23 protein-coding genes are annotated in these 22,710 nt (G+C 65.1%); 4 read left to right on the top strand and 19 right to left on the bottom strand.

Annotated elements, in window-relative coordinates:
* Positions 1 to 5 precede the first annotated feature (5 nt).
* The 5 genes from mmsB to CAL28_RS13010 form a co-directional block, all read right to left on the bottom strand.
* Positions 6 to 1,043 (bottom strand): 3-hydroxyisobutyrate dehydrogenase, encoded by a 1,038-nt coding sequence (mmsB, locus tag CAL28_RS13030; RefSeq protein ID WP_141218269.1) that lies wholly within the window; start codon positions 1,041 to 1,043, stop codon positions 6 to 8.
* Positions 983 to 2,176, bottom strand: a complete 1,194-nt coding sequence (locus CAL28_RS13025; RefSeq protein ID WP_094841781.1) for an enoyl-CoA hydratase/isomerase family protein — start codon at positions 2,174 to 2,176, stop codon at positions 983 to 985. The genes mmsB and CAL28_RS13025 overlap by 61 nt, the downstream gene beginning before the upstream one ends.
* Positions 2,173 to 3,327, bottom strand: coding sequence for an acyl-CoA dehydrogenase family protein (locus tag CAL28_RS13020; protein WP_094841780.1), 1,155 nt, complete (start codon positions 3,325 to 3,327; stop codon positions 2,173 to 2,175). The genes CAL28_RS13025 and CAL28_RS13020 overlap by 4 nt, the downstream gene beginning before the upstream one ends.
* A gap of 126 nt (positions 3,328 to 3,453) precedes the next feature.
* Positions 3,454 to 3,777, bottom strand: coding sequence for an RnfH family protein (locus CAL28_RS13015; protein WP_254926110.1), 324 nt, complete (start codon positions 3,775 to 3,777; stop codon positions 3,454 to 3,456).
* Positions 3,778 to 3,784: 7 nt separating this feature from the next.
* Complete coding sequence (locus tag CAL28_RS13010; RefSeq protein ID WP_094841778.1) at positions 3,785 to 4,219, bottom strand: type II toxin-antitoxin system RatA family toxin; 435 nt, start codon at positions 4,217 to 4,219, stop codon at positions 3,785 to 3,787.
* Positions 4,220 to 4,337: 118 nt separating this feature from the next.
* On the opposite strand from CAL28_RS13010, the gene smpB reads away from it, so the two are divergent.
* Positions 4,338 to 4,808, top strand: a complete 471-nt coding sequence (smpB, locus tag CAL28_RS13005) for an SsrA-binding protein SmpB (RefSeq protein WP_094841777.1) — start codon at positions 4,338 to 4,340, stop codon at positions 4,806 to 4,808.
* Between the two features lie 7 nt (positions 4,809 to 4,815).
* On the opposite strand, the gene CAL28_RS13000 is transcribed toward smpB, so the two are convergent.
* Genes CAL28_RS13000 through CAL28_RS12990 form a run of 3 tightly spaced genes read right to left on the bottom strand, consistent with a single transcriptional unit; the run spans position 4,816 to position 7,393 of the window.
* Positions 4,816 to 5,964 carry a GGDEF domain-containing protein gene (locus tag CAL28_RS13000; protein ID WP_094841776.1) on the bottom strand — a complete coding sequence of 383 codons (1,149 nt, stop codon included), beginning with the start codon at positions 5,962 to 5,964 and terminating at the stop codon, positions 4,816 to 4,818.
* Positions 5,965 to 6,015: 51 nt separating this feature from the next.
* Positions 6,016 to 6,942, bottom strand: a complete 927-nt coding sequence (locus CAL28_RS12995) for an SPFH domain-containing protein (RefSeq protein ID WP_094841775.1) — start codon at positions 6,940 to 6,942, stop codon at positions 6,016 to 6,018.
* Positions 6,943 to 6,946: 4 nt separating this feature from the next.
* Positions 6,947 to 7,393: an NfeD family protein gene (locus tag CAL28_RS12990; RefSeq protein ID WP_094841774.1), complete on the bottom strand. Its 447-nt coding sequence runs from the start codon at positions 7,391 to 7,393 to the stop codon at positions 6,947 to 6,949.
* A 184-nt stretch (positions 7,394 to 7,577) separates the two neighbouring features.
* On the opposite strand from CAL28_RS12990, the gene CAL28_RS12985 reads away from it, so the two are divergent.
* On the top strand, positions 7,578 to 8,303 hold the full coding sequence (locus CAL28_RS12985) for a glutamine amidotransferase (protein ID WP_094844582.1): 726 nt from the start codon (positions 7,578 to 7,580) through the stop codon (positions 8,301 to 8,303).
* Positions 8,304 to 8,356: 53 nt separating this feature from the next.
* Here the strand turns inward: CAL28_RS12985 and CAL28_RS29755 are convergent, their stop codons facing one another.
* On the bottom strand, positions 8,357 to 8,515 hold the full coding sequence (locus CAL28_RS29755; RefSeq protein WP_176463977.1) for a hypothetical protein: 159 nt from the start codon (positions 8,513 to 8,515) through the stop codon (positions 8,357 to 8,359).
* Between the two features lie 164 nt (positions 8,516 to 8,679).
* Here CAL28_RS29755 and CAL28_RS12980 point away from each other — a divergent pair, with 164 nt between their 5' ends.
* On the top strand, positions 8,680 to 9,528 hold the full coding sequence (locus CAL28_RS12980) for a bifunctional transcriptional activator/DNA repair enzyme AdaA (RefSeq protein WP_094844581.1): 849 nt from the start codon (positions 8,680 to 8,682) through the stop codon (positions 9,526 to 9,528).
* Between the two features lie 198 nt (positions 9,529 to 9,726).
* Here CAL28_RS12980 and ppsA read toward each other — a convergent pair whose 3' ends face one another.
* Positions 9,727 to 12,090, bottom strand: coding sequence for a phosphoenolpyruvate synthase (gene ppsA / locus CAL28_RS12975; protein ID WP_094841773.1), 2,364 nt, complete (start codon positions 12,088 to 12,090; stop codon positions 9,727 to 9,729).
* 159 nt (positions 12,091 to 12,249) lie between these two features.
* Here ppsA and ppsR point away from each other — a divergent pair, with 159 nt between their 5' ends.
* Positions 12,250 to 13,083, top strand: a complete 834-nt coding sequence (gene ppsR / locus CAL28_RS12970; RefSeq protein WP_094841772.1) for a posphoenolpyruvate synthetase regulatory kinase/phosphorylase PpsR — start codon at positions 12,250 to 12,252, stop codon at positions 13,081 to 13,083.
* Between the two features lie 78 nt (positions 13,084 to 13,161).
* Here ppsR and CAL28_RS12965 read toward each other — a convergent pair whose 3' ends face one another.
* The 9 genes from CAL28_RS12965 to rseP form a co-directional block, all read right to left on the bottom strand.
* Positions 13,162 to 13,953, bottom strand: a complete 792-nt coding sequence (locus CAL28_RS12965; protein ID WP_094841771.1) for a TrmH family RNA methyltransferase — start codon at positions 13,951 to 13,953, stop codon at positions 13,162 to 13,164.
* Entirely contained in the window at positions 13,950 to 14,558 is a 609-nt protein-coding gene (gene rnhB, locus CAL28_RS12960; RefSeq protein WP_094841770.1) for a ribonuclease HII, read from the bottom strand. Before rnhB ends, CAL28_RS12965 begins: the two co-directional genes overlap by 4 nt.
* Positions 14,545 to 15,810 carry a lipid-A-disaccharide synthase gene (gene lpxB, locus CAL28_RS12955; protein WP_094841769.1) on the bottom strand — a complete coding sequence of 422 codons (1,266 nt, stop codon included), beginning with the start codon at positions 15,808 to 15,810 and terminating at the stop codon, positions 14,545 to 14,547. Before lpxB ends, rnhB begins: the two co-directional genes overlap by 14 nt.
* Positions 15,807 to 16,601, bottom strand: a complete 795-nt coding sequence (lpxA, locus tag CAL28_RS12950; RefSeq protein ID WP_094841768.1) for an acyl-ACP--UDP-N-acetylglucosamine O-acyltransferase — start codon at positions 16,599 to 16,601, stop codon at positions 15,807 to 15,809. The genes lpxB and lpxA overlap by 4 nt, the downstream gene beginning before the upstream one ends.
* Positions 16,602 to 17,063 (bottom strand): 3-hydroxyacyl-ACP dehydratase FabZ, encoded by a 462-nt coding sequence (gene fabZ, locus CAL28_RS12945; protein ID WP_094841767.1) that lies wholly within the window; start codon positions 17,061 to 17,063, stop codon positions 16,602 to 16,604.
* A gap of 59 nt (positions 17,064 to 17,122) precedes the next feature.
* Positions 17,123 to 18,217, bottom strand: a complete 1,095-nt coding sequence (gene lpxD, locus CAL28_RS12940; RefSeq protein ID WP_094841766.1) for a UDP-3-O-(3-hydroxymyristoyl)glucosamine N-acyltransferase — start codon at positions 18,215 to 18,217, stop codon at positions 17,123 to 17,125.
* A 9-nt stretch (positions 18,218 to 18,226) separates the two neighbouring features.
* Positions 18,227 to 18,784: an OmpH family outer membrane protein gene (locus CAL28_RS12935; RefSeq protein WP_094841765.1), complete on the bottom strand. Its 558-nt coding sequence runs from the start codon at positions 18,782 to 18,784 to the stop codon at positions 18,227 to 18,229.
* A gap of 101 nt (positions 18,785 to 18,885) precedes the next feature.
* Positions 18,886 to 21,219, bottom strand: a complete 2,334-nt coding sequence (gene bamA / locus CAL28_RS12930) for an outer membrane protein assembly factor BamA (protein WP_094841764.1) — start codon at positions 21,217 to 21,219, stop codon at positions 18,886 to 18,888.
* A gap of 121 nt (positions 21,220 to 21,340) precedes the next feature.
* Positions 21,341 to 22,675 carry an RIP metalloprotease RseP gene (gene rseP, locus CAL28_RS12925; protein ID WP_094841763.1) on the bottom strand — a complete coding sequence of 445 codons (1,335 nt, stop codon included), beginning with the start codon at positions 22,673 to 22,675 and terminating at the stop codon, positions 21,341 to 21,343.
* Between the last annotated feature and the right edge of the window lie 35 nt (positions 22,676 to 22,710).

The following is a 22,710-nucleotide window of genomic DNA, read 5'->3' as shown; positions in this document are numbered from 1 at the left end:
TCGGTTCAGTCCGGCTTGTACAGTTTCAGGATGCTGGAAAAGTCCAGCTTGCCGTGCCCCGCCGAACCGTGCATCGCATACAGATTGCGGGCCAGCGCGCCCAGCGGAATGGCCGAGCGGGTCGCCTGGGCGGCCTCTCCGGCCAGGCCCAGATCCTTCAGCATCAAGTCGCTGCCGAAACCGCCCGCATAGCCCTTGGACGCCGGCGCGTGGTCCATGACGCCGGGCCAGGGGTTGTACAGCTCCGTCGCCCAGTTGCGGCCGGAGCTCTTGGCGATGATGTCGGAAAGCACCTTGGCATCCAGGCCATTGGCGACGCCCAGGGCCAGGGCCTCGGCCGTGCCCGCCATCAGGATGCCCAGCAGCATGTTGTTGCAGATCTTGGCGACCTGTCCCGCGCCGGCCGGCCCCGCATGGAAGATGTTCTTGCCCATCTGTTCCAGCACCGGGCGCGCGCGCGCCAGCGCCTGCGCGTCGCCACCCACGATGAAGGTCAGCGTACCGGCCGCGGCGCCTGCCGTGCCGCCCGATACCGGGGCATCGACCATGGCGATGCCCCGGGCCTGGGCGGCGGCGGCCACCTTGCGTGCGGTATCCGGCGCGATGGTGCTGCATTCGATGACCAGCGCCCGCGGGTCGATGTGGGCCAGCAGATCGTGCCCCAGGTACAGGCCTTCGACGTGCTGGCTGGCGGGCAGCATCGTAATGACGATATCCGCTCCGTCCACCGCATCCCGCGCCGACGTCGCGGCGCGCGCGCCGGCCCGCGCCAGCGTCGCCACGCTGGCCGGCACCAGGTCGTGAACCACCAGGTCGCGGCCGGCCTTGACCAGGTTCATGGCCATCGGCGCGCCCATGTTGCCCAATCCGATGAATGCAATCTTGCTCACGGCTGTCTCCTTTGTTTTGTGATCGGGCGCCCTGTCGCCGCCCGCCCGGCCCGTTCGCGGATTCGCGCGAGGCGCTTTCGCCTTGACGGGCCCTACCCAACCCCCACGTCCGCCCCCAGATCCGCCAGCGGATGCGGCTGGCCCTCCGGCCAGGGCTCTTCGAAGAACTTCAGTACCCAGCGTTTGTCCGCCGCCTCGATGGTGGCGGGATTCCAGCGCGGCTTGCGGTCCTTGTCGATCAGCAGGGCGCGGATGCCTTCGGCGAAATCCCCATGCGCGGCCGCATGCAGCGCCGCCACGTATTCGGTACGGAATACGTCCTCCAGCGATCGCTGGCGCATGCGTTGCAGCAAAGTAAAGGCCAGCCGCGCCGTGCCCGGCGATCCGGCCAGCATCGTGCGCGCCGCCTTGGCCAGCCATGGATCGTCATGCTGCGCCAGCGCCGCGACGTTCTCGTAGATCTCGTCCAGATCGGTACCGGCGCACAGATGGTTGATCTGGAAGGAATGCTGCTTCAGCGGGCCGGGCGCCAGCGCTTCGGCCGGCTCCAGCGCCAGCAAAGCCTGGCGCAACAGCCCATCGTTGATGGAACGCGGCGCGAATGACCGGCCTTCTTCCTCCACCCCGATCGCGCCGGTGCTGCCGGCCCAGGGCAGGGTCAACAGCTGCGCGAGAAAGCCCGGCCAATCCGCCTGGCGCACATGGAAATCCGCCAGACCGGCAAAGAACGCGTCCGACGGGTTCAGCTGCGCGCCCGTCAAAGCCAGGAACATACCGGTGTTGCCGGGCATGCGATTAAGCAGCCAACTCCCGCCCACATCCGGGAAAAGGCCTATGCTGATCTCCGGCATGGCCAGTTTGGCCGTCTCGCTGACCACCCGGTGACTGGCTCCCATCATCAGGCCGATGCCGCCGCCCATGACGAATCCGTTGCCCCAGCAGACGATAGGCTTGGGATAGGCGTGGATGCGGTAATCCAGCCGGTATTCGACTTCGAAGAATTCCCGCGCATAGCGGTTGGCCCACGGATCGTCGCGGGGGGCCTCCCGCATGCTGCGATACAACCCCTGCAGATCGCCGCCCGCGCAGAATGCCTTTTCGCCGGCTCCCTGCAGCACGACCACCGCCACGCCGGGATCGGCCGCCCATGCGACCAGGCGCCGGTCCAGCAGGTGCGCCATTTCCAGCGACAGGCCGTTCAATGTCTGCGGCGCATTCAGCGTGGCAACCCCTATGCGCATCCCGTTTTCGGTCGGACGTTCCTCGAAAAGCACCGGCTCATTCATCGCAAATCCGCTCCCTTCTCCAACAGCTGGCGGGCCACGATCACACGCATGATCTCGTTGGTGCCCTCCAGTATCTGATGCACGCGAGTATCGCGCACCAGCCGCTCCAATGGATAGTCCTTCAGGTAACCGTAGCCGCCATGAATCTGTTGCGCATCCAGGCAGACCTGGAATCCCATGTCGGTGGCGAAACGCTTGGCCATCGCGCAGTATGCGCTGGCGTCGGGCGAACCGCTGTCGAGCTTGCACGCGGCAAGCCGCACCATCTGGCGTGCGGCCACGAGGTGGGTCGCCATGTCCGCAAGCTTGAACTGCAATGCCTGGAAGTCGGCCAGCGGCGCGCCGAACTGCCGCCGCTCCCGCATATAGCGGCGCGCGGCATCCAGCGCGCCCTGGGCCGCGCCCACGGAGCAGGTCGCGATATTGATGCGTCCGCCGTCCAGTCCGCGCATGGCGATCTTGAAGCCCTGCCCCGGTTCGCCCAGCATATTGGCGGCCGGAACCCGGACGTTCTCGAACGTGATCCCGCGCGTGGACTGGCTATTCCAGCCCATCTTGTCCTCCTTGCGGCCGTAGGCGATGCCGGGGCTGTCCGCCGGCACGGCGAAGGCGCTGACGCCGCCGGCGCCCCCGCCGCCCGTGCGCGCCATGACGATCAGCAGGTCCGTATCCCCGCCGCCGGAGATAAACGCCTTCGAGCCGTTCAGGACATACTCCGCGCCGTCTTCGTCCGCCCGGGTGCGCAGCGACGCGGCATCCGAGCCCGAGCCCGGCTCGGTCAGGCAATACGAGGCCAGCCGGCTGCCGGCGCACAGCAATGGTCCCCAGTGCTCGCGCAGCGCCGGCTGGCCCCAAGTGCCGACCATCCAGGCTGCCATGTTGTGGATCGTCAGGAAAGCCGTCGTCGAAGGATCGACCGCCGCCATTTCCTCGAACACCAGCGTGGCGTCCAGGCGCGGCAGTCCCAAGCCGCCGATGTCCTGAGGCGCATACAGACCGCAGAAGCCCAATTCACCCGCCCGGTGGAAAGCCGGCTTGGGGAAAATGCCTTCCGCATCCCAGCGGGCCGCGTGGGGAGCCAGCTCGCCCGCGGCGAATTCGCGTGCCGCCTGCGCGAAGGCCTGCTGCTCGTCGCTCAGTTCCATGTCCATGATCCGTCTCCTCAAGGGACCGGTAGGCGCCCTGGGGCGGCGGCCGTCCGGCTGATCGTTAGTGACAGGTTACGTTAACGTAAACGGAAAGAAGGTGACAAGAGGCCTGCCACGTCGAGCGGTCTGCTAGCGCGCCGCCTTGGGCGTGCGCGGCGGCCGCGCGGCGAAGGACTTGCGCGCCCGGTGCGCCGCGCGGCGGCGGCGCGAATCCATGGGATCGAAAACCAGGGCGCGGTAGATCTCCACACGGTCCCCGTCGACCAGCGGCCGGCTGGCTGGAACGATACGGCCGAACACGCCTACACCGGTCGCCCAGGGATCGATATCCGGAAACGCCTGGGCAAAACCGCAGGCGGCCACGGCATCTCCCACCGTCGCGCCGGCGGGCAGTTGGAGCCGGCGGCTCCACGCCTGACGCGGATGGGCGTAATACACCCACACGGTCAACATCGTCCCTTCACTCTCCATACACGGCCTGGGCGCGCTTGGTGAAGGAATCGATGAAGCTGGTGGCGATGCGGTTGAAGACGGGCCCGACCAATGCTTCCAGGGCCCGGTTCGAGAACTCGTATTCCATCGTGAAGAGCACCTTGCAGGCATCCGCCGCCAGCGACTGGAAATGCCAATGCCCCACCAGCATGGAAAACGGGCCGTCCACCAGCGCCAGATCGATGCGCTCCGGAAATACGTGCGTGTTCCGCGTCGTGAAACGCTGTTTGATGCCCGCGAAACTGATGGTGATGGACGCCTGCATGCCGTGCTCGTCGCGCGAAAGGACTTCCGCCCCGCCGCACCACGGCATGAATTCCGGGTAGTGTTCCACACCGGCAACCAGGTCGAACATCTGGGCATCGCTGTAAGGGACAAGAACGGAACGCTGTACTTTGTGCATCGACGGTCGCAAATCGCTAGAATGGCAAGATTTTACCGGCTATGCGCGGATGGCGCCGCGACGGCCCGGCCGCCCTGCCCGGAAAGACCCCATCCGCAGCGTTTCGCGCGGGAGCTAAATGAGCATTATCGAAAACCGCAAGGCGTCCCACGAATATTTCATCGAAGACCGCTTCGAGGCGGGCCTGGTCCTGCAGGGCTGGGAAGTAAAGGCAATACGCGAGGGACGCGTCCAGCTGAGCGAAAGCTACGTCATCGTGCGCGACGGCGAGCTTTTCATCATCGGCATGCATGTCAGCCCGCTGCCCACGGCTTCCACCCATATCCATCCCGACGCATCGCGCACGCGCAAACTGTTGCTGCACAGCGAGGAAATCAGCAAGCTGATCGGCAAGGTCGAACAGCGCGGCTATACGCTGGTGCCCTTGAATCTGCACTACAAGGCAGGACGCGTGAAACTCGATTTCGCGCTGGGACGCGGCAAGAAGCTGCACGACAAGCGCGATACGGCGCGCGACAAGGACTGGGCGCGCGAAAAGGAACGCCTGATGAAGCACGATACGCGCGCCTCTCGCCGCGCGGATTCCTGACCCCGGCCTACCTGACCACCTCGACGCGATCGCGACCGCCCAGCTTGGCCCCATAAAGGGCGCGATCCGCGCGCTGAACCAACGCGTCCAGGGGCTCCTCGCCGTCCCATTCCACCAGTCCGCCGCTGAAGCTATAGAAGATTTCTCCCCCGTCATGGGCACAAGGCGTGGCGCGGACGGCCTCCAGCAGGCGATTCGTGGCAAAGGCCGCCGCGTCGATGCGCGTATCCGGGAAAAGCGCCGCGAACTCCTCCCCGCCCAGCCGCCCGATGATGTCTTCCCGCCGCATCGCCGTAGCGGCAAGCTGGCCGAAATGCCTGAGCACCGCATCGCCCAGCGCGTGCCCGTAGGTGTCGTTGATATCCTTGAAGCGATCGATATCCAGCATCAGCAGGGAGAGCCGCTGGTCCGACCTGACGGCGCGCGCCAGCGTCTTCTCGGCCAGCATCCACCACGCCTTGCGCGCCAGCATGCCGGTCAGGGAATCCGTGTTGGCTTCGCTTTCCCGCTCCTGCAGCATGCGGTCGTGCACCATCATCACCATGCCCAGGCTCAGGCTGGGCACGACCAGTACCCCGATGGACAGGAACACAAGATGCAGCGGCGTATCGATGGCCAGCGTAGGCATGACCTCCCAGCGAACGCCATAGACCAGGCCGCGCACCGCGTGGCCTATCGCTTCGAACCATGCCACGGCCAGGGCGAACAGGTACGGATAGGCGGGCCGGTTGCGCGGACGGTCGCGCTGGATCGCCAAAGCCGTCGCCGCCATCAATACGGCATGCAGGATGGAAACGATCAGGATGCGTGTGTTGGTATCGCGCCATACGTACCAGAACACCACGATGCCGAGTGTCGTAGCGCCCACCGCCGCGGCCAGCAGGCGATACGGTACCGGCCTGCCGAAGAACGACAGCACCGCCGCGTAGAAATATGCGATGCCGCTGCCCATCAGTAGATTGGCCGCGACGATACCCAGCAGCGGTGGCAGCACCGGCTGGGCGGCGAAACCGATGAGCGAGACGAAGACCAGCGAGGCACCGCGTATTGCTTCGCGGATACCCCGGATGCCACTGCGTGCCAACGACCCGAGCACCGCCAGCATCAGGCAGTTCGCAAGGGCCGTGAGTATGAGCAAGCCGACGGAGGGGGACATCGACGGACGTGTCGAGCAAGGACCGGCGTGTGTTGCTGCCGGCCGTCGGTTTTACTTCTGCCCCGTCGATTTCACAATGGACATCGCCGAGGCGATCAGGCCCCCCACATCGGCCAGATTGGCCGGCAGGATCAGCGTGTTGCCCTTCTGCGCCACGTTGCCGAAAGCCTCGACGTAGCGTTCGGCCACGCGCAGATTGACGGCCTCCATGCCACCGGGCTGGCGGATGGCTTCCGCGACCTGGGTGACGGCGCGTGCCGTCGCTTCCGCGATCGCCAGCACCGCGGCGGCCTCGCCCTGCGCCTGGTTGATCTGCGCCTGTTTTTCGCCTTCGGAACGGGCGATCGAGGCTTCCCGTTCGCCGGTGGCGATATTGATCTGTTCCTGGCGGCGGCCTTCGGACGCGGCGATCAGGGCGCGCTTCTCGCGTTCGGCGGTGATCTGCGCCTGCATGGCGCGCAGGATTTCGCTGGGCGGCGTCAGGTCCTTGATCTCGTAGCGCAGGACCTTCACGCCCCAGTTCAGCGCGGCCTCGTCCAGCGAGGCGACGATGGTCGTGTTGATGTAATCGCGCTCTTCGAACGTACGATCCAGCTCCAGCTTGCCGATCACCGAACGCAACGTGGTCTGCGACAGTTGCGTGATGGCGGCGATATAGTTGGAAGACCCATACGACGCGCGCATCGGGTCGGTTACCTGGAAGTACAGCACGCCATCCACCTGCAGCTGTGTGTTGTCCCGCGTGATGCACACCTGGCTGGGCACGTCCAGGGGGATTTCCTTGAGCGAATGCTTGTAGGCCACGCGTTCGACGAAGGGGATCACGAAGCCCGCGCCGGGCGACAGCACGCGGTCGAATTTGCCCAGGCGTTCGACGACCCACGCGTGCTGCTGCGGCACGATCGCGATCGATTTGACGACGATCAGGATGGCCAGCAGGACAACGACGATCAGGACGATGGTGGAGGGATCTAGCATGGCATCAGCCTTGGACGGAAGAAGAGGAAACAGGGTGCCGCGGCTTGACGATCAACTGGCTGCCACGGACTTCGGTGATGACCTGCTCGCCGGCGATGGGATCGCTGCCGGGCGCCAGGGCCACGTCCCAGCTCGCACCGCGATACGAGACCCGCGCCGTCCGGGCCCCGGCCCAGTCGGACACCGTGACGACCTGGCCGATATCCAGATTGACGTTGGCATTGCGATGCGAATCGACGCCGCGCCGCGACAGCACGCCGGTGGCGCGCAGCAACAACAGGCCAGCGATCACCACCACGCCGCAGACGACCAGTTGGCCTTCCAGCGAAAGATCGCCTATCGCCGCCACGCCACCCGCGGCCAGGCCGGTGGCGACCAGCAGCAAGTAGAACGTTCCCGTGGCGACCTCACCGATGAGTGCCAGCACCGCCAGCCCGAACCATATCCACATCGCTTGCGCCTATTCTTGCCGTCAGGCACCGATTGTACGAGTTTGTAGAAATTGAGGACGCGAACGCGGCGAACGGCCGGCTGTCCGGATGAAAACCTCGCATCCACGCTTCTTCAACGGGTACGCCCGCGCGCTACATTATGATCGTGCACCGCCCAGCCAATTTCGGGGCGACGACATCATCATGACTGCTATCGACCTGCCCGTTCTCATCATCCACACCGGCGATCCCGAGGACGCCGTCAAGACCGCGCACGACAGTTACGCCGGTTTCGTGCGCCGGGCCGCCGGCCTGGCGCCGCACGACGTCCACGTCGTTCCGGTATTCCTGGGCGAACAGCCGGCCGAACCGGCCCGCTACCGCGCCGCCTTCATCACCGGCTCGCCCGCGATGGTGACCGACCGTGCCCCCTGGAGCGAACAGACCGCCCAATGGCTGCGCGACGCCGCCGCGCAAGGCCTGCCCATGTTCGGCATATGCTACGGCCATCAGTTGCTGGCTCACGCCCTGGGCGGCGAAGTGGGCTACAACCCCGCCGGCCGCGAAGTCGGCACCCAGATGATCCAGCATCTGGCGCAGGACCCGTTGCTGGCGGATCTGCCGCGCCCCTTTTCCGCGCAGACCATGCACATGCAATCGGTCATCCAGCCTCCGCCCGGCGCGATCGTGCTGGCCAGTTCCGACATGGATGCTCATCAGATGCTGCGCCTGGGGCCCACCATCGTCTCCACCCAGTTCCATCCGGAGTTCCCGCCGGAATTCGTACTGGACAACCTGGAGCGGAATACGGTGAAGTATGCGGCGGAAAACCTGGACGTCGCGGCGCTGAAACGGGATATCCGCCCCACTCCGGAGGCTGCCACCCTGCTGCGCCGCTTCCTGGAACTGCACGTCGCCGTGGCTGCCTGATCGCGCCCCGACACGGTACGCACCGCTGTCCCGGTCGAACCGTCCGTATTCGCTCAGCTTTCAGTTTTGGCGCCATGCAGCAGGCCCATGCCCTGGGCCTGCGCCATGGCTTCCAGGACTTCCGGGGCCTTTTCCCTTTCAGAGAGGGCAAAGCCGGCTCCGCCGGCGGCCCCGACCGGGCCATACTGGTTCGTGCATACCGATTCGTGCATACCGATTCGTGTCCTGTGGGCGCAAGGCCATGGATAGCAGATACGGAAATCGCAAAAACCGGAGTGCGAACGGCGCCCGCACCCGTCATCCTGTCGCCGTGACGGTGAAAAAGGACACAGCGATGCAGGGTACGATGACGGCGTCTTCTCCCACGGCGCGCCCCATGACCCATCCCGCCCCGCCCGCGCATCCCCATGCGGCCCTGGTCGAGCAGGCCTGCCGCGCCATGGAGTCGGGCGTCGCGACGGACCTGGCCACCCTGGCCGAACAGGCGGGCATGAGCCGCTTCCACTTTCATCGGGTATTCAAGGCCGTCACGGGCATTACGCCCAAGGCCTATGCGCAGGCTGTGCGGGCATCGCGGGCGCGGCAGGAACTGGACCAGGGGCGGTCGGTAACCGACGCCATCTACGAAGCCGGATTCAATTCGAGCGGCCGCTTCTATGAAAGCGTGCCCGGCATTCTGGGCATGACACCGACGGAATTCCGACAGCGCGGGGCGGGTGTGCGTATCCGTTTCGCCGTCGCCCAATGCTCCCTGGGTGCGCTCCTTGTCGCCGCCACCGACAAGGGGATATGCCAGATCGCCCTGGACGACGATCCCCAAGCCCTGGTGAAGAACCTGCAGGACCGGTTCGCGCTGGCCAGCCTGGAGGGCGGCGATGAAGAATTCGAACGCTGGGTGGCGCAAGTGGTCGGCTTCATCGAAAACCCCGGCATGGGGCTTTCCTTGCCCCTGGATGTGCGCGGCACGGCCTTCCAGCAACGGGTGTGGGAGGCCTTGCGCAATATCCCGATGGGCAGCACGGCATCCTATGCCGAGATCGCGCGGCGTATCGGTGCCCCGACCGCCGTGCGCGCCGTGGCGCGCGCCTGCGCGACCAACGAAATCGCCCTGGCCATCCCCTGCCACCGCGTCGTCCGCACCGACGGCCTGCCGGGCGGATATCGATGGGGAATCGGGCGCAAGGCCGAGCTGCTCAAGCGCGAAGACCAGGCCAACAAGGCCTGATCCGCGCGCGCTTCCGGTAGCGGCTGGTTGTTGCGCCGTGGAATTCGATTAAGAAACCACCGCCACAATAGTGGCGGCGGTGGCAGTACCGATAGACCAGGCCATGATTGCTCCGTTGTTGACGAGCCGCCGCGCTGCGGCGTGACATCCAGGAGAAACATGGCCGGCGCGGCCATCAGGCCGCGCCGCGGGGACCGATCAGCCGGCCAGGCGCTGCCAGGTATCGACCACCGTATCCGGGTTCAGGGACATCGACAGGATGCCTTCATCCTTCAGCCACTGGGCGAAATCCGGATGGTCGCTGGGGCCCTGCCCGCAAATGCCGACGTATTTGCCCTTCGCCAGGCAAGCCTGGATGGCACGGCGCAGCATGAACTTGACGGCCTCGTCGCGTTCGTCGAAGTCGGCTGCCAGCAATTCCATGCCCGAATCGCGGTCCAGGCCCAGCGTCAGCTGCGTCATGTCGTTCGAACCGATGGAGAAGCCGTCGAAGTAATCCAGGAACTGTTCGGCCAGGATCGCGTTGGACGGGACTTCGCACATCATGATCAGCTTCAGGCCGTCTTGGCCCCGCTTCAAGCCGTTTTTCCCGAGCAGCTCCACCACCCGCTCCGCCTGTTTCAAGGTCCGCACGAAGGGGACCATGATTTCGACGTTGGTCAGGCCCATTTCGCCGCGCACGCGCTTCAGGGCCTCGCATTCCATGCGGAAGCAGTCGTCGAACTCTTCCGCGATATAGCGCGAGGCGCCGCGGAAGCCCAGCATGGGGTTTTCCTCTTCGGGTTCGTAGCGCGAACCGCCGACCAGCTTGCGGTATTCGTTGGACTTGAAGTCCGACAGGCGCACGATGACCGGCTTGGGCCAGAACGCCGCGGCGATCGTGGCGATGCCTTCGGCCAGCTTTTCCACGAAGAAGGCGCGTGGGCTGGCATAGCCGCGCGCCGCCGACTCCACGGCCTTTTTCAGCTCGGGATCGACATTCGGATAGTCCAGCACCGCCTTGGGATGGATGCCGATATTGTTGTTGATGATGAATTCCAGGCGGGCCAGGCCCACGCCTTCATTGGGAATCTGCGCGAAATCGAAAGCCAGCTGCGGATTGCCGACGTTCATCATGATCTTCACATCGATGGCCGGCATTTCGCCGCGGCGCACTTCCTCGACCTCGGTTTCGATCAAACCGTCGTAGATACGGCCCTCGTCGCCTTCCGCGCAGGACACCGTCACGGGCTGCCCTTCCTTCAGGTCGTCGGTGGCCGTGGCGCAGCCCACCACCGCGGGGATGCCCAGCTCGCGCGCGATGATGGCCGCGTGGCAGGTCCGCCCGCCGCGGTTGGTCACGATGGCCGCGGCACGCTTCATTACGGGTTCCCAGTTGGGATCCGTCATATCCGTGACCAGCACGTCGCCCGGCTGCACCTTGTCCATTTCCGACACGTCGGCGACGATGCGCACCGGGCCGGCACCGATCTTCTGGCCGATCGCGCGGCCCGTCACCACCACCCGGCCGGTGGCCTTCAGGCGATAGCGCTGCTGCACCTCGTTGCCGGTCAGCTGCGACTTCACGGTTTCCGGGCGGGCCTGCAGGATGTACAGCTTGCCGTCCACGCCGTCGCGGCCCCACTCGATATCCATCGGACGGCCATAGTGCTTTTCGATGATCACGGCATAGCGTGCGAGCTCGGTGACCTCGTCGTCGGTCAGCGAATACCGGTTGCGCTCCGACACCGGCACATCGACCGTGCGCACGGCACGCCCTTGAGGACGCTCGGGGTCGAATTCCATCTTGATCAGCTTGGAGCCGATGCGCCGGCCGACGATGGGATACAGGCCTTTTTCAAGCGTCGGCTTGAAGACGTAGAACTCGTCGGGATTGACGGCGCCCTGCACCACGGTTTCGCCCAGGCCGTAGGACGAGGTGATGAACACGACATCCTTGAAGCCGGATTCGGTATCGATGGTGAACATCACGCCCGCGGCGCCCTTGTCCGAGCGCACCATGCGCTGCACGCCGGCGGACAATGCCACATCGGCGTGCGCGTAGCCCTTGTGCACGCGATAGGAAATGGCGCGATCGTTGTACAACGACGCGAAGACGTGGCGGATCTTGTCCAGCACGTCTTCGATGCCGACCACGTTAAGAAAGGTCTCCTGCTGGCCGGCGAACGAGGCGTCGGGCAGGTCTTCCGCGGTGGCCGAGGAACGGACCGCGAAGGTACCCTTCCCGTCCGCGTCCAGGGCGGCGAAAGCGGTACGGATTTGCTGTTCGAACTCGGCGGAAAACGGGGCGTCGATCAGCCATTGGCGGATCTCCGCGCCGGCGGTCGCCAGTTCGCGTACATCTTCGGGATTGAGGGAGGCGAGACGATCGGCGATGCGCTTGTCCAGGCCCGACGATTTCAGGAAATCGCGGAAAGCCTCGGCCGTGGTCGCGAAGCCGCCGGGCACACGCACACCTGCGCCCGCCAGCTGGCTGATCATTTCTCCGAGTGATGCGTTCTTGCCTCCTACCGAGTCCACATCCGCCATGCGGAGCTGCTCGAACGAAACGACATACGACATTGAAGTCACCTTTTACAATGGAAAGAAAGCGAGTTTGGTCAGGGCGCGAAACGCGCGCTGGCCAAACTGGCCTTGGGACCGCATTGGGGTGACTTTTCGGGGCCTGATTGTACCCGTTGGGATCTGCCTTACCTCCAGCCTCGTTGGAATTTTTTACATATGACCACCACACCGCTCGAACGGACCGTCTACATCGTCTCGGACAGCACCGGTATCACGGCCGAGACCTTCAGCCATTCGGTATTGGCGCAGTTCGAGAACGTGAACTTCCGGCAGATCCGCCTCCCCTTCGTGGACACCCTGCAAAAGGCCGAGGAAGCGGCCCTGCGCATCGACCGCAACGCCGCGGAAACGGGCATGCAGCCCATCGTGTTCAGCACGCTGGTCCATCCCGAAATCATGGCGCGGGTGCGCCAGGCCAACGGTATCTTCCTGGATCTGTTTGGAACGTTTGTAAGCCATATCGAGCAGGAATTGGGCCTGAAATCCAGCCATTCCATCGGCCGCTCGCACATGGCCGCCAATAGCGAAAAATACCGCAACCGCATCGACGCCATCAATTTCAGCCTGTCCCACGACGACGGGCAGTTCGTTACAAACCTCGGGCAGGCGGATGTCATCCTGGTCGGCGTCTCGCGCTGCGGCAAGACGCCGACCAGCCTGTACCTGGCCATGCAGTACGCCATCAAGGCCGCCAACTTCCCGCTGGTTCCGGACGATTTCGAGCGCGGCGTCCTGCCCGCGACGCTGGCCCCCCACCGGGCAAAGCTCTTCGGCCTGTCGATCCAGCCGGAGCGCCTGGCGGAGGTGCGCCACGAACGCCGCCCGAACAGCCCCTATGCCTCGATCGAGCAATGCCGCTACGAGGTGGCGGAGGCCGAACGCCTGATGCGCCGCGAAGGCATCGAATGGCTGTCCACGACGACCAAGTCCATCGAGGAGATCTCGACGACCGTCCTGCAGGAAGTCGGCCTGGAGCGTGGCGCCTACTGAGGACGCGCCGGCGCGGCCGGCGTCCTGGCGCTGTCACGCATCGCGCGGGATAGCGCCAGGCGCTGCAAAACCGGGGGATTATTCTCCCGCCGGTCCACCGGGGAAGCGGCGCCGCTGCTCGAACAGGCAGATGGCGGCCGCCACGGCGACGTTCAGCGATTCGACCGCCTGCACGTCGTGGGGGATGCGGACCCGCAGGTCGGCCGCCTGCAGCAGCGCGGGGTCGATGCCCTGCCCCTCGTGCCCGAAGATCCAGGCACAGCACGGCGGCAGGTTGGCGTCGTAGAGGGAGATCGATTCCTGCAAGGCGGTGGCGACTAGCGGCACGCCCAAACGCGGCAAGACCTCGTCCAGGGCGACCCGTTCGTGCAGGGCGACGGCGAAATGCGCGCCCTGCGCGCTGCGCAGCACCTTGGGCGACCAGGCCGCCGCACAGCCTTCGGACAGCAGGATGCGCCGGATGCCGGCGGCCGCGCAGGTGCGTATCAACGTGCCGACGTTGCCGGGATCCTGCACACGGTCCAGCAGCACGCAGGAATCCTCGATCCGGGACGGCAACTCGGGCTGCGGCGGCTGGACGAGGAAGGCGACCCCCTGGTCGCTTTCCACACTGGCCAGAGCATGGAGCAGCCGGCCTTCCAGGCTGACACAGATCTCGTCAGGCAGGGCCTGGGCAAGGTCCGCGAGCTCCGGCTGGTCCAGGCGGGCTGCATCGAAGACCGCGCGCAGCGGCTTGCCATGGTGCCGTAGCCAGGCCTGGCACAGATGCACGCCGTCCAGCAAGACCTGCGAATCGCGCCGCCCGCCCGACCCCGCGATGCGATGCAAGGACTTGACCAGCGGATTCTCGCGCGAGGCGATGTGTTTCATGGCGCGATCAGAAGATCCCTGACCGGCGAAAAGCTGCGACGGTGTTCCGGACAAGGGCCGTGCGCGCGCAAGCGTTCCAGGTGCATCGCGGTGCCGTACCCTTTGTGCTGGTCGAAACCATAATCAGGATAGACGCCATGCAGGCGCACCAGGTCGGCGTCGCGCGCCGTCTTCGCCAGGATGGAGGCCGCCGATATCGCCGGCACCAGGGCATCGCCCTGCACTACCGTCTTGACGCCGCAGGGCAGGCGCGGCGATTGATTGCCATCGACCAGGGCCAAGCCCGGCTTGATGCCCAGCCCCAGCACCGCGCGGCGCATCGCCAGCAGCGAGGCGCGCAGGATATTCAGCGAGTCGATTTCCTTGACACTGGCGCTGGCCACGCAATAGGCCAGCGCGTATTCCTTGATTTCGAGGGCGAGTTCTTCGCGGCGCGGCGCCGACAGCACTTTGGAATCGGCCAGCCCGTCGATCGGACGTGCCGGGTTCAGAATGACGGCAGCGGCATAGACGGCGCCGGCAAGCGGCCCGCGGCCGGCTTCGTCGACGCCCGTGATAATGACCTCTCGCAGGCCTTCGTCGCCGAACATGTCACTTTGCGCCATGCGCCACCTCGATTATGGCCTGCGCGGCCAGCGCGGGCGTATCGCGCAGCAGGTCCGCGTGCAAGGCCGTAAAGCGCGCCTGGATACGCGCCGCGCCAGCCTCGTCGGTAAGCGCGCGCCAGGTCGCGGCCGCCAGTTTGTCCGGGGTGGCATCGTCCTGCAGAAGCTCCGGGACGACGAAGTCGCGCAGCAATACGTTCGGCAAGCCTACCCAGGGCAAATAGGGACGCTGCTGCCCGGATTTCCAAGCCATGATACGGCGCATCCACGGCGACAGCACATAGGAGATAACCATGGGCCGCTTGTACAAAGCCGCTTCGAGCGTGGCCGTACCGCTGGCCACCAGCACCGCGTCCGCGGCCTCCATGACGGCCCAGGCGACGGGAGATCCCGACGGCGCGGCATGGGCTGGGGAGCCCGCCGCCGTGGCACCGGCCTGGCCACCCGTCGCGGCGGCAATGTCGCCGCCGTCACCGGCCGCCACATCCTGCGTCGTCACGATGCGCAGATTCTTTACCGGATACTGACGCAGGAAATCTTCGAACTCCGCGCGGCGCACGGCGTTGACCATGGGGACGATGCATTGCAGCGCGGGGTCGCGCGCCTGCAACTGTTGCACTGCCTGCAGGAAACGGGGCGCCAGCACGCGTATTTCGGATGACCGGCTGCCTGGCAGCACGGCCAGTACCCGCGCGCCACGGTCGATGCCCAGCCGCGCTCGCGCGGCATCCCTGTCCGGCGTCATGGGAATGGTGCCGGCCAGCGGATGACCCACATAGGTGACCGGGATGCCCTCTTTGCGATAGATATCGACTTCGAAGGGAAACAGCACCAGCATGTGGGAAACGGCCTGCCGGATCTTGTGAATGCGGTCGTAGCGCCAGGCCCAGATGGACGGCCCCACGAAATGCACGGTGGGGACGCCCGCCTGCCGCAGTTGCAGTTCCAGTTTCAGATTGAAGTCCGGCGCATCGATGCCCACGAAAACCGACGGCCGTTCGGCCAGCATGCGGCGTTTGACGTCGGCGTAGATGGACAGCAGGCTGGGAATGCGCTTGAGCGCGTCGACGTAGCCGAAGACCGTCAGCGCATGCATGGGATGCCAGCTTTCGAAACCCTGCGCCTGCATGCGCGGGCCGCCTATGCCGGCGCACGAGACCGACGCATCGCGCGCGCGCAGGCCTTCGATGATGCGGCCGGCAAGCAAATCCCCGGAGGGCTCGCCGGCCACCATGCCGATACGCATGTTCACGGCCGGATGATGCCGCGGCGCGATTGATCCAGGAAGTCCAGCATGACCTGCAGGACTTCGCGCGTTTCGGGCTCCGTTTGCTGACGCTCGCGCAGTTCGGCGCGCGCCTCGTCCAGCGACAGGCCGCGACGGTAGATGGCTTTGTAGGAATCGCGCAGCGCCGATATGACGGCCGGCGAAAACCCGCGGCGCTTCAGCCCTTCGATATTGATGCCGACCGGGCGGCAGGGATTGCCGGCCGCCAGCACATAGGGCGGCGTATCCTGCATCAGCGAACTGTTTCCACCGGTCATGCTGTGCGCGCCGACCGTGCTGAACTGGTGCACGCCCGTCAGTCCGCCCAGGATCGCCCAGTCGCCGACCCGCACATGCCCGCCCAGTTGCACGGCATTCGCGAGGATGGTGTTGTTGCCGATATGGCAGTCATGCGCGATATGCACATACGCCATGATCCAGTTGTCATCGCCCAGGGTGGTCACCCCGCCGTCCTGCACGGTACCGGTATTGAAGGTCGTGAATTCGCGGACGGTGTTGCGATCGCCGATCTCCAGACGGGTCGGTTCTCCGTGGTACTTCTTGTCCTGCGGCATGCCACCTATGGAGCAGAACCGGTAGAACCGGTTGTCGCGTCCAATGGTGGTGACACCGTCGATCACGCAATGGGCTCCGATCTCAGTCCCCGCGCCGATGCGCACCTGCGGCCCGACAACGCTGTACGGACCGATAACCACGGAGCTGTCGATTTCCGCGGCCGGGTCGACCACGGCGGTGGGATGAATGTGACCGGTCATTTATGCTTCCAGGCTGCGGATGGCACACATGAGTTTGGCTTCGGCGACCAACTGCCCGTCCACGAGCGCGCGTCCCGCATATTTGCAGATACTGCGGCTCAGGCGCTCGGCGTCGACCTCGATGCGCAACTGGTCGCCGGGCACAACGGGCCGCCGGAAGCGTGCCCCATCGATACCGACGAAGTAATACACCGTGGATGAACCTGACGCCTCGTCGCTCTTGAGCGCGGACGCGTCCGAGAACGAGAACAACGCGGCCGCCTGGGCCATGGCTTCGAGGATCAGTACACCCGGCATCACGGGGTGATGCGGAAAATGTCCGGTGAAGAACGGTTCGTTGATCGAGACGTTCTTCAGGGCGACGATGGATTTGCCGGGCTGGATGTCGATCACGCGGTCGATCAACAGCATCGGATATCGATGCGGCAAGCGATCCAGGATCCCCTTAATGTCGAGTTCCATGAGTATGTTCCTGCATTGCAATTCTTTTACGGCGCGGCCTGCCAGCCGTGCACGCGATGTTATCCCTGTTCGAGTGTCCGCACACGGCGTCGCAACTGACCCAGTTGCTGAATGACGGCGGCGTTGCGCTGCCAGTCGCCGTGCTCCGCATACGGATACACCCCTGTGTAACGCCCAGGCTTGGAAATATTCGACGTAATGGCGGTACCGCCGGAAATGTGAACGTCGTCCGCCAGCGTCAGATGGCCCGACAGCATCGAAGCCCCGCCTATGGTGCAACGTTCGCCTATCGTGGTGGATCCGGCAATCCCGACGCAGGCGGCAACCGCCGTATGGGCACCGATCCGCACGTTGTGCGCCACCATGATCTGGTTGTCCAGCTTGACACCGTCGCCGATGACGGTGTCTTCCAGCGCGCCGCGGTCGATGGTCGTGTTGGCCCCGATCTCCACGTCGTCGCCGACATTCACCCCGCCAAACTGCGGGATCTTACCCCAGGCACCCTTGCCCCGCACCGGATCCGGCGCGAAACCGAAGCCATCCGCCCCGAGTACCGCTCCGGAATGGATGATCGCGCGTGCCCCAACGGTTACGCCTGCATACAACGTCACCCTGGCGTGCAAGAGCGCCCCGGCGCCGATGGACGACCCCGCACCGATGACGCAACCGGGGCCCAGCACGCTATCCCGTCCCACGCGCGCGCCGGCTTCGACCACGCAATGCGGGCCGATGCGCACACCAGCCTCGATCACCGCATCGTCAGCGACGACGGCCGACGGGTGTACACCGGCCGGCAGCGACGGCTGCCGCGCCCGGTCGAACCACTGGGCGATACGGGCATACAGCAGGTAAGGATTGGCGGTTACCACCCGGGCAAAGCCAGGCGGAGGGGATTGGGCCGACAAGGCCTGCTCCACATCCGGCGTGACGATCACGGCGCCAGCCCGCGTCGCGGGTAGCTGGCTCTGGTAGCGGGGATTGGAGAGAAAACTGATTTCGCCCGGCCCGGAAGAGGCCAGCGTTCCCAGTCCTTGGATCCTGGGAAGCACCCCGCCGGGCGGGGCGCTGAGCTGCCATGTCAGGCCTTGGGTGTCGGTATCCGCCAATAGCTCGTCGAGTAACGGCGCGCGAACGGGATCTAGCAGAACCGGCATAGGCGGCGCTTACTTCCCAAGGGCCTGGATCACTTTATCCGTGATGTCCACGCGCGGGCTGACCGTTACCGCGTCCTGCACGATCAGATCGTAGTTTTCTTTTTCGGCGATGTTCTTGATGGCCGCATTGGCCTTCTGGACGATAGCCGAGAACTCTTCGTTACGGCGGCGGTTGAAGTCTTCCTGGAACTCGCGGCGGCGACGTTGCAGGTCCGCATCCATGTTGCTGAGATCGCGCTGGCGCTTCGCGCGGTCGGACTCGGACAGCACAGGCGCGTCCTTGTCGAACTTTTCAGCCTGGGTGCGCAGATTGGTCGCCATGCGCTGCAAATCGGCGTCGCGCGATTTGAATTCCGACTCGATCTTCGCCTGGGCGGCACGGGCCGGGCCCGATTCACGCAAGATACGTTCGGTATTGACGAAGCCGATTTTCGTCCCTTGCGCAGCTGCGGGCGCCGCGTACGACGCGCCCAGCAGCAGCGCGCCCGCCAGCGCCAGCACAGCCGTCAGAGAGGCGGAGCTTTTGCGCGATGAACGGGACAATTTGCGTACGAAAATAGACATCATGAAAATTTCACCTTCCGATAAGGTCAAGCAAACCGCTATTGTGCCACTAAACTTGCGCGGTTATGGGCGGCCGGAAACATCCGGCCACCTTTGATTAGCGTTTAGAAACCAGTACCAATCTGGAACTGGAAGGTCTGGGTGTCGTCACCCGGCTTCGCGTTGAGCGGATGGCCGTAGGACAATTGCAGCGGTCCCAGCGGCGACTGCCATGACAGGCCGACACCCGCCGAATAGCGCCATCCGCAGGGATCCTCTACCTCGTTGTTCTTGCCGCCCGTGCAGGTCATGCCGGTACCCGGCTGCACGCGCCCCGCGTCCGTGAAGAGGAACCAGCGCAAGGTTTTGTCCTTGGTGGCGCCGGGGAAAGGCAGGTACAGCTGCGCGTTGGCCACCATGCGCCGCGCGCCGCCGAGGTAATCGCCGGTCAGCGAGTCGCGCGGGCCCAGGGACGCGCCCTCGTATCCGCGCACGGAACCGATGCCGCCCGCGTACACGTCCTTGATGACCGGGAAGTCCTTGCCGCCATAGGCGGTGCCCCAGTCCACCATGCCATTGAGCGCGAGCGTATAGCTGCGGCCCAGCGGCAGGTAGTACTGCTGCTGCGCGGACAGCATGGTGTACTTCAGGTCCATCGTCGACACGTTGGCCTGCAGCTTGGTGAAGTATCCCCGGGTCGGCGCCAGCGCGCTGTCGCGGGTGTCCTTGTTCCAGCCGGTGGTCAGCAGCACGGCATTGGTCGATTCGCCGTACTGGTCGACATATTCCTGGTAGGCCAGCGGCGAGTCGCTGTTCAGGTGAACCCTGTTCCGCTCGAAGGACGCGCCCAGGATGATACGGTCGTACTCCGAAATGGGCACGCCGAAGTTCATCCCCAGGCCCATGGTATCCACCCGGTACTCGCCATCGTTATCGATGAACGGACGGGTCTGGCGGTAGTACAGGGAGGTGGTCCGGCTGATGCCGTCCTTCGTCCAGTACGGGTCGGTATGGGAAAGCACCGCGGCGCGGTTGGTCTTGCTGGTGTTGAACTGCAGCGTCAGGTTGGTACCGCTGCCGAAAACGTTGTCTTCGCTGATACCGGCGCTAAGGATGGCGCGGTCGGTGGAGCCATAGCCCACACCCAGGTTGACCATGCCGGTGGGTTTTTCCTTGACGTCCACGTTGACGTCCACCTGGTCGGGCGACCCCGGGACCGGCTCGGTCTTGACGTTGACGTCGTTGAAATAGCCCAGGCGGTCGATACGGTCGCGCGAGGTCTTGATCTCGCCGGCGTCGTACCACGCGGCTTCTTCCTGGCGCATTTCGCGGCGGACGACTTCGTCGCGGGTGCGCGTATTGCCGCCGATCTGGATACGGCGCACGTAGACGCGGCGGCTGGGATCAACGTAGAACGTCAGATCGGCCTCGTGCTTGGCGCGATCCAGCTGCGGGTTCGGATTGACGTTGGCGAACGCGTAGCCGAGCTGGCCCAGGTAATCCGTAATGGCCTTGGCGCTATCGTTCGTCTTGGCGGCGGAGAAAGTTTCGCCCGGCTTGACCTGCAGCAAGGCCTCGATCTGCTTGTCCAGCCCCAGCAGGTTGCCCGCCAGCTTGACGCTGCGAACCTTGTAGGGCTCGCCTTCGTGCAGCGTATAGGTGATGAAGATGTCCTTGCGGTCCGGCGAGATCGTGACCTGCGGCGGCTCGACCGCCACTTCCAGGTAGCCGCGATCCAGATAGAACGAGCGGATGCGCTCGACGTCGCCTTCCAGCTTTTCGCGCGAATACTTGTCGGTGTCGGTGTACCAGGTCAGCCATCCCGGCGTGGTCATCTGGATCTGGTCCAGCAATTCGCTCTGCGAGAAGGCCTTGTTGCCGACGAAATGGATTTCGCGGATACGGGCCACATCGCCTTCGAAAATATCGAAGCTGATACCCACGCGATTACGGGGTAGCGGTGTCACCGTGGACGTGACCTCCACGCCGTACTTGCCCTTGGACATGTACTGCTGCTTGAGTTCGAGTTCGGCGCGTTCCAGCATGGACCGGTCGAAGATGCGCCCCTCGGCGAAGCCGACGTTGCGCAACGATTCGAGAATCGCCTTGCTGTCGAATTCCCGCATGCCGTTGAAGGTGATCGACGCGATGGTCGCGCGCTCCTGCACCACTACCACGACGACATTGTTGTTGGTATCGATGCGCACGTCGCTGAAGAAGCCGCTGCCGTACAGGCGGCGCACCGATTCGGTGGCGGTGTCTTCCGTGAACGTGTCGCCCACCTTGAACGGCAGGTAGCCGAAGACCGTGCCGGCGTCGATACGCTGTATGCCCTCCACCCGGATGTCCTTGACGACAAAGGGTTCGAAGGCCTGCGCCATTGCCGGCAACAGCAGCAACATGGCGATGAGGCCCGCCCAAACACCCTTGTTGGGCTTAAACATCCAGCGGAAAAACATCCTGGGCGATCCTTGGTGGTCCAAACGGCGGAGTTATTGGTGCAAATGGCGGGGGATTTTAAGGCAGAACACGCCCAAGCGAAAGGCGCAGGCCGTCCCGCGGGCGTCCGTCGATGACCACCTAGGTGAAAAGCCGCGCGAAATCATTGAATAGCGCCAGGCCCATCAGCCCCGCAAGGAGGCCCAGCCCGGCACGCTGGCCGATGTCCAGCCAACGTGAAGGCGGCGGGCTGCCGCGCACGATTTCGATCAGGTAATACAGCAGATGCCCCCCATCCAGCATGGGAATGGGCAACAGGTTCAGTACGCCCAGGCTGATACTGATCAAGGCGAGGTAAGCGATGTAGGCTGCCAGGCCGACGCGCGCCGTCTGCCCCGCGTAGTCCGCGATGGTGACCGGCCCGCTGATATTGCGCCACGAGACGGCGCCCGTGACCATGCGCCCCATCATGCGTAGCGAGAACCACGCCGTATCCGCCGTGCGGGTGGCGCCCTGCCAGAGGCTGTCCACCGGGCCGTAGCGCACGGTCACCATGGGGACGTCGCCGCCCAGCTGGACGCCGATGCGCCCCACCGTTTCGCCGTTTTCGATGCGTTCGGCCCGCGGCGTCACGGTCAGGGTGACGTCCGCGCCATCTCGCCGAACACGCAGCGGCACCGGCTGGCCGGCTCGCTGCTGCACGCTGCCCACCACCGCGCTGACATCCTGTACCGGTTTGCCGTCGACATCCAGGATGACATCGCCGGCACGCAGGCCGGCCTGTTCCCCCGCGCTGCCGGCGATCACACCGCGCACCACGGGCTGCGGTTCGCGCAAGCGCAGGCCCGCCAGCGCCAGGGGATCGCCCTGCGCCGGGTCCAGGGAGCTTTCACCCAGAGTGAGATCGCGCTCCTGGGCCACGCCATGCGCGGTTTTCACGCCGATCTGGATGCGGCCGCCGGTGGAAACATGGTCCATCAACTGCCAGCGCGCGTCGTTCCACGAATTTATCGCCTGCCCGTCGATAGAAACGATCTGGTCGCCCGCCTGGAAACCGGCGCGAGCGGCCGCCGTGCCGGCCGCGGGCTGGGCGACCAGGGCGACCGGCTCCTGTACGCCGGCGAAATTCAGCCCGGCGTACAGGAATACGGCCAGGATCAGGTTGAAGACCGGCCCGGCGGCGACGATCAGGATGCGCTTGCCCACAGGCTGGGGATTGAAGGCCTGCCCGGCCTCGGCTGCTGTCGCGCCCGGCGGCGGGTCGTCCTGCATTTTGACGTAGCCGCCCAGCGGAATTGCCGATACGGCCCATTCCGTTCCATGGCGGTCGACCCGGCGCAGGAGCACGCGGCCGAAGCCGATGGAGAATCGCAGCACCCGTACGCCGCACAGCCGGGCCGCCCAATAGTGGCCGAGCTCGTGGAAAGTAATCAGGATGCCCAGCGCGACGGCAAAGGCGAGCAAGGTGAAAAGCATGTAGCGAGTACCGAATTGGTGAGGCCACCCGGCCA

The sequence above is a fragment of the Bordetella genomosp. 11 genome (assembly GCF_002261215.1).
Taxonomy (GTDB): Bacteria; Pseudomonadota; Gammaproteobacteria; order Burkholderiales; family Burkholderiaceae_B; genus Bordetella_C.
This window is presented reverse-complemented; position numbering and strand designations above follow the sequence as displayed.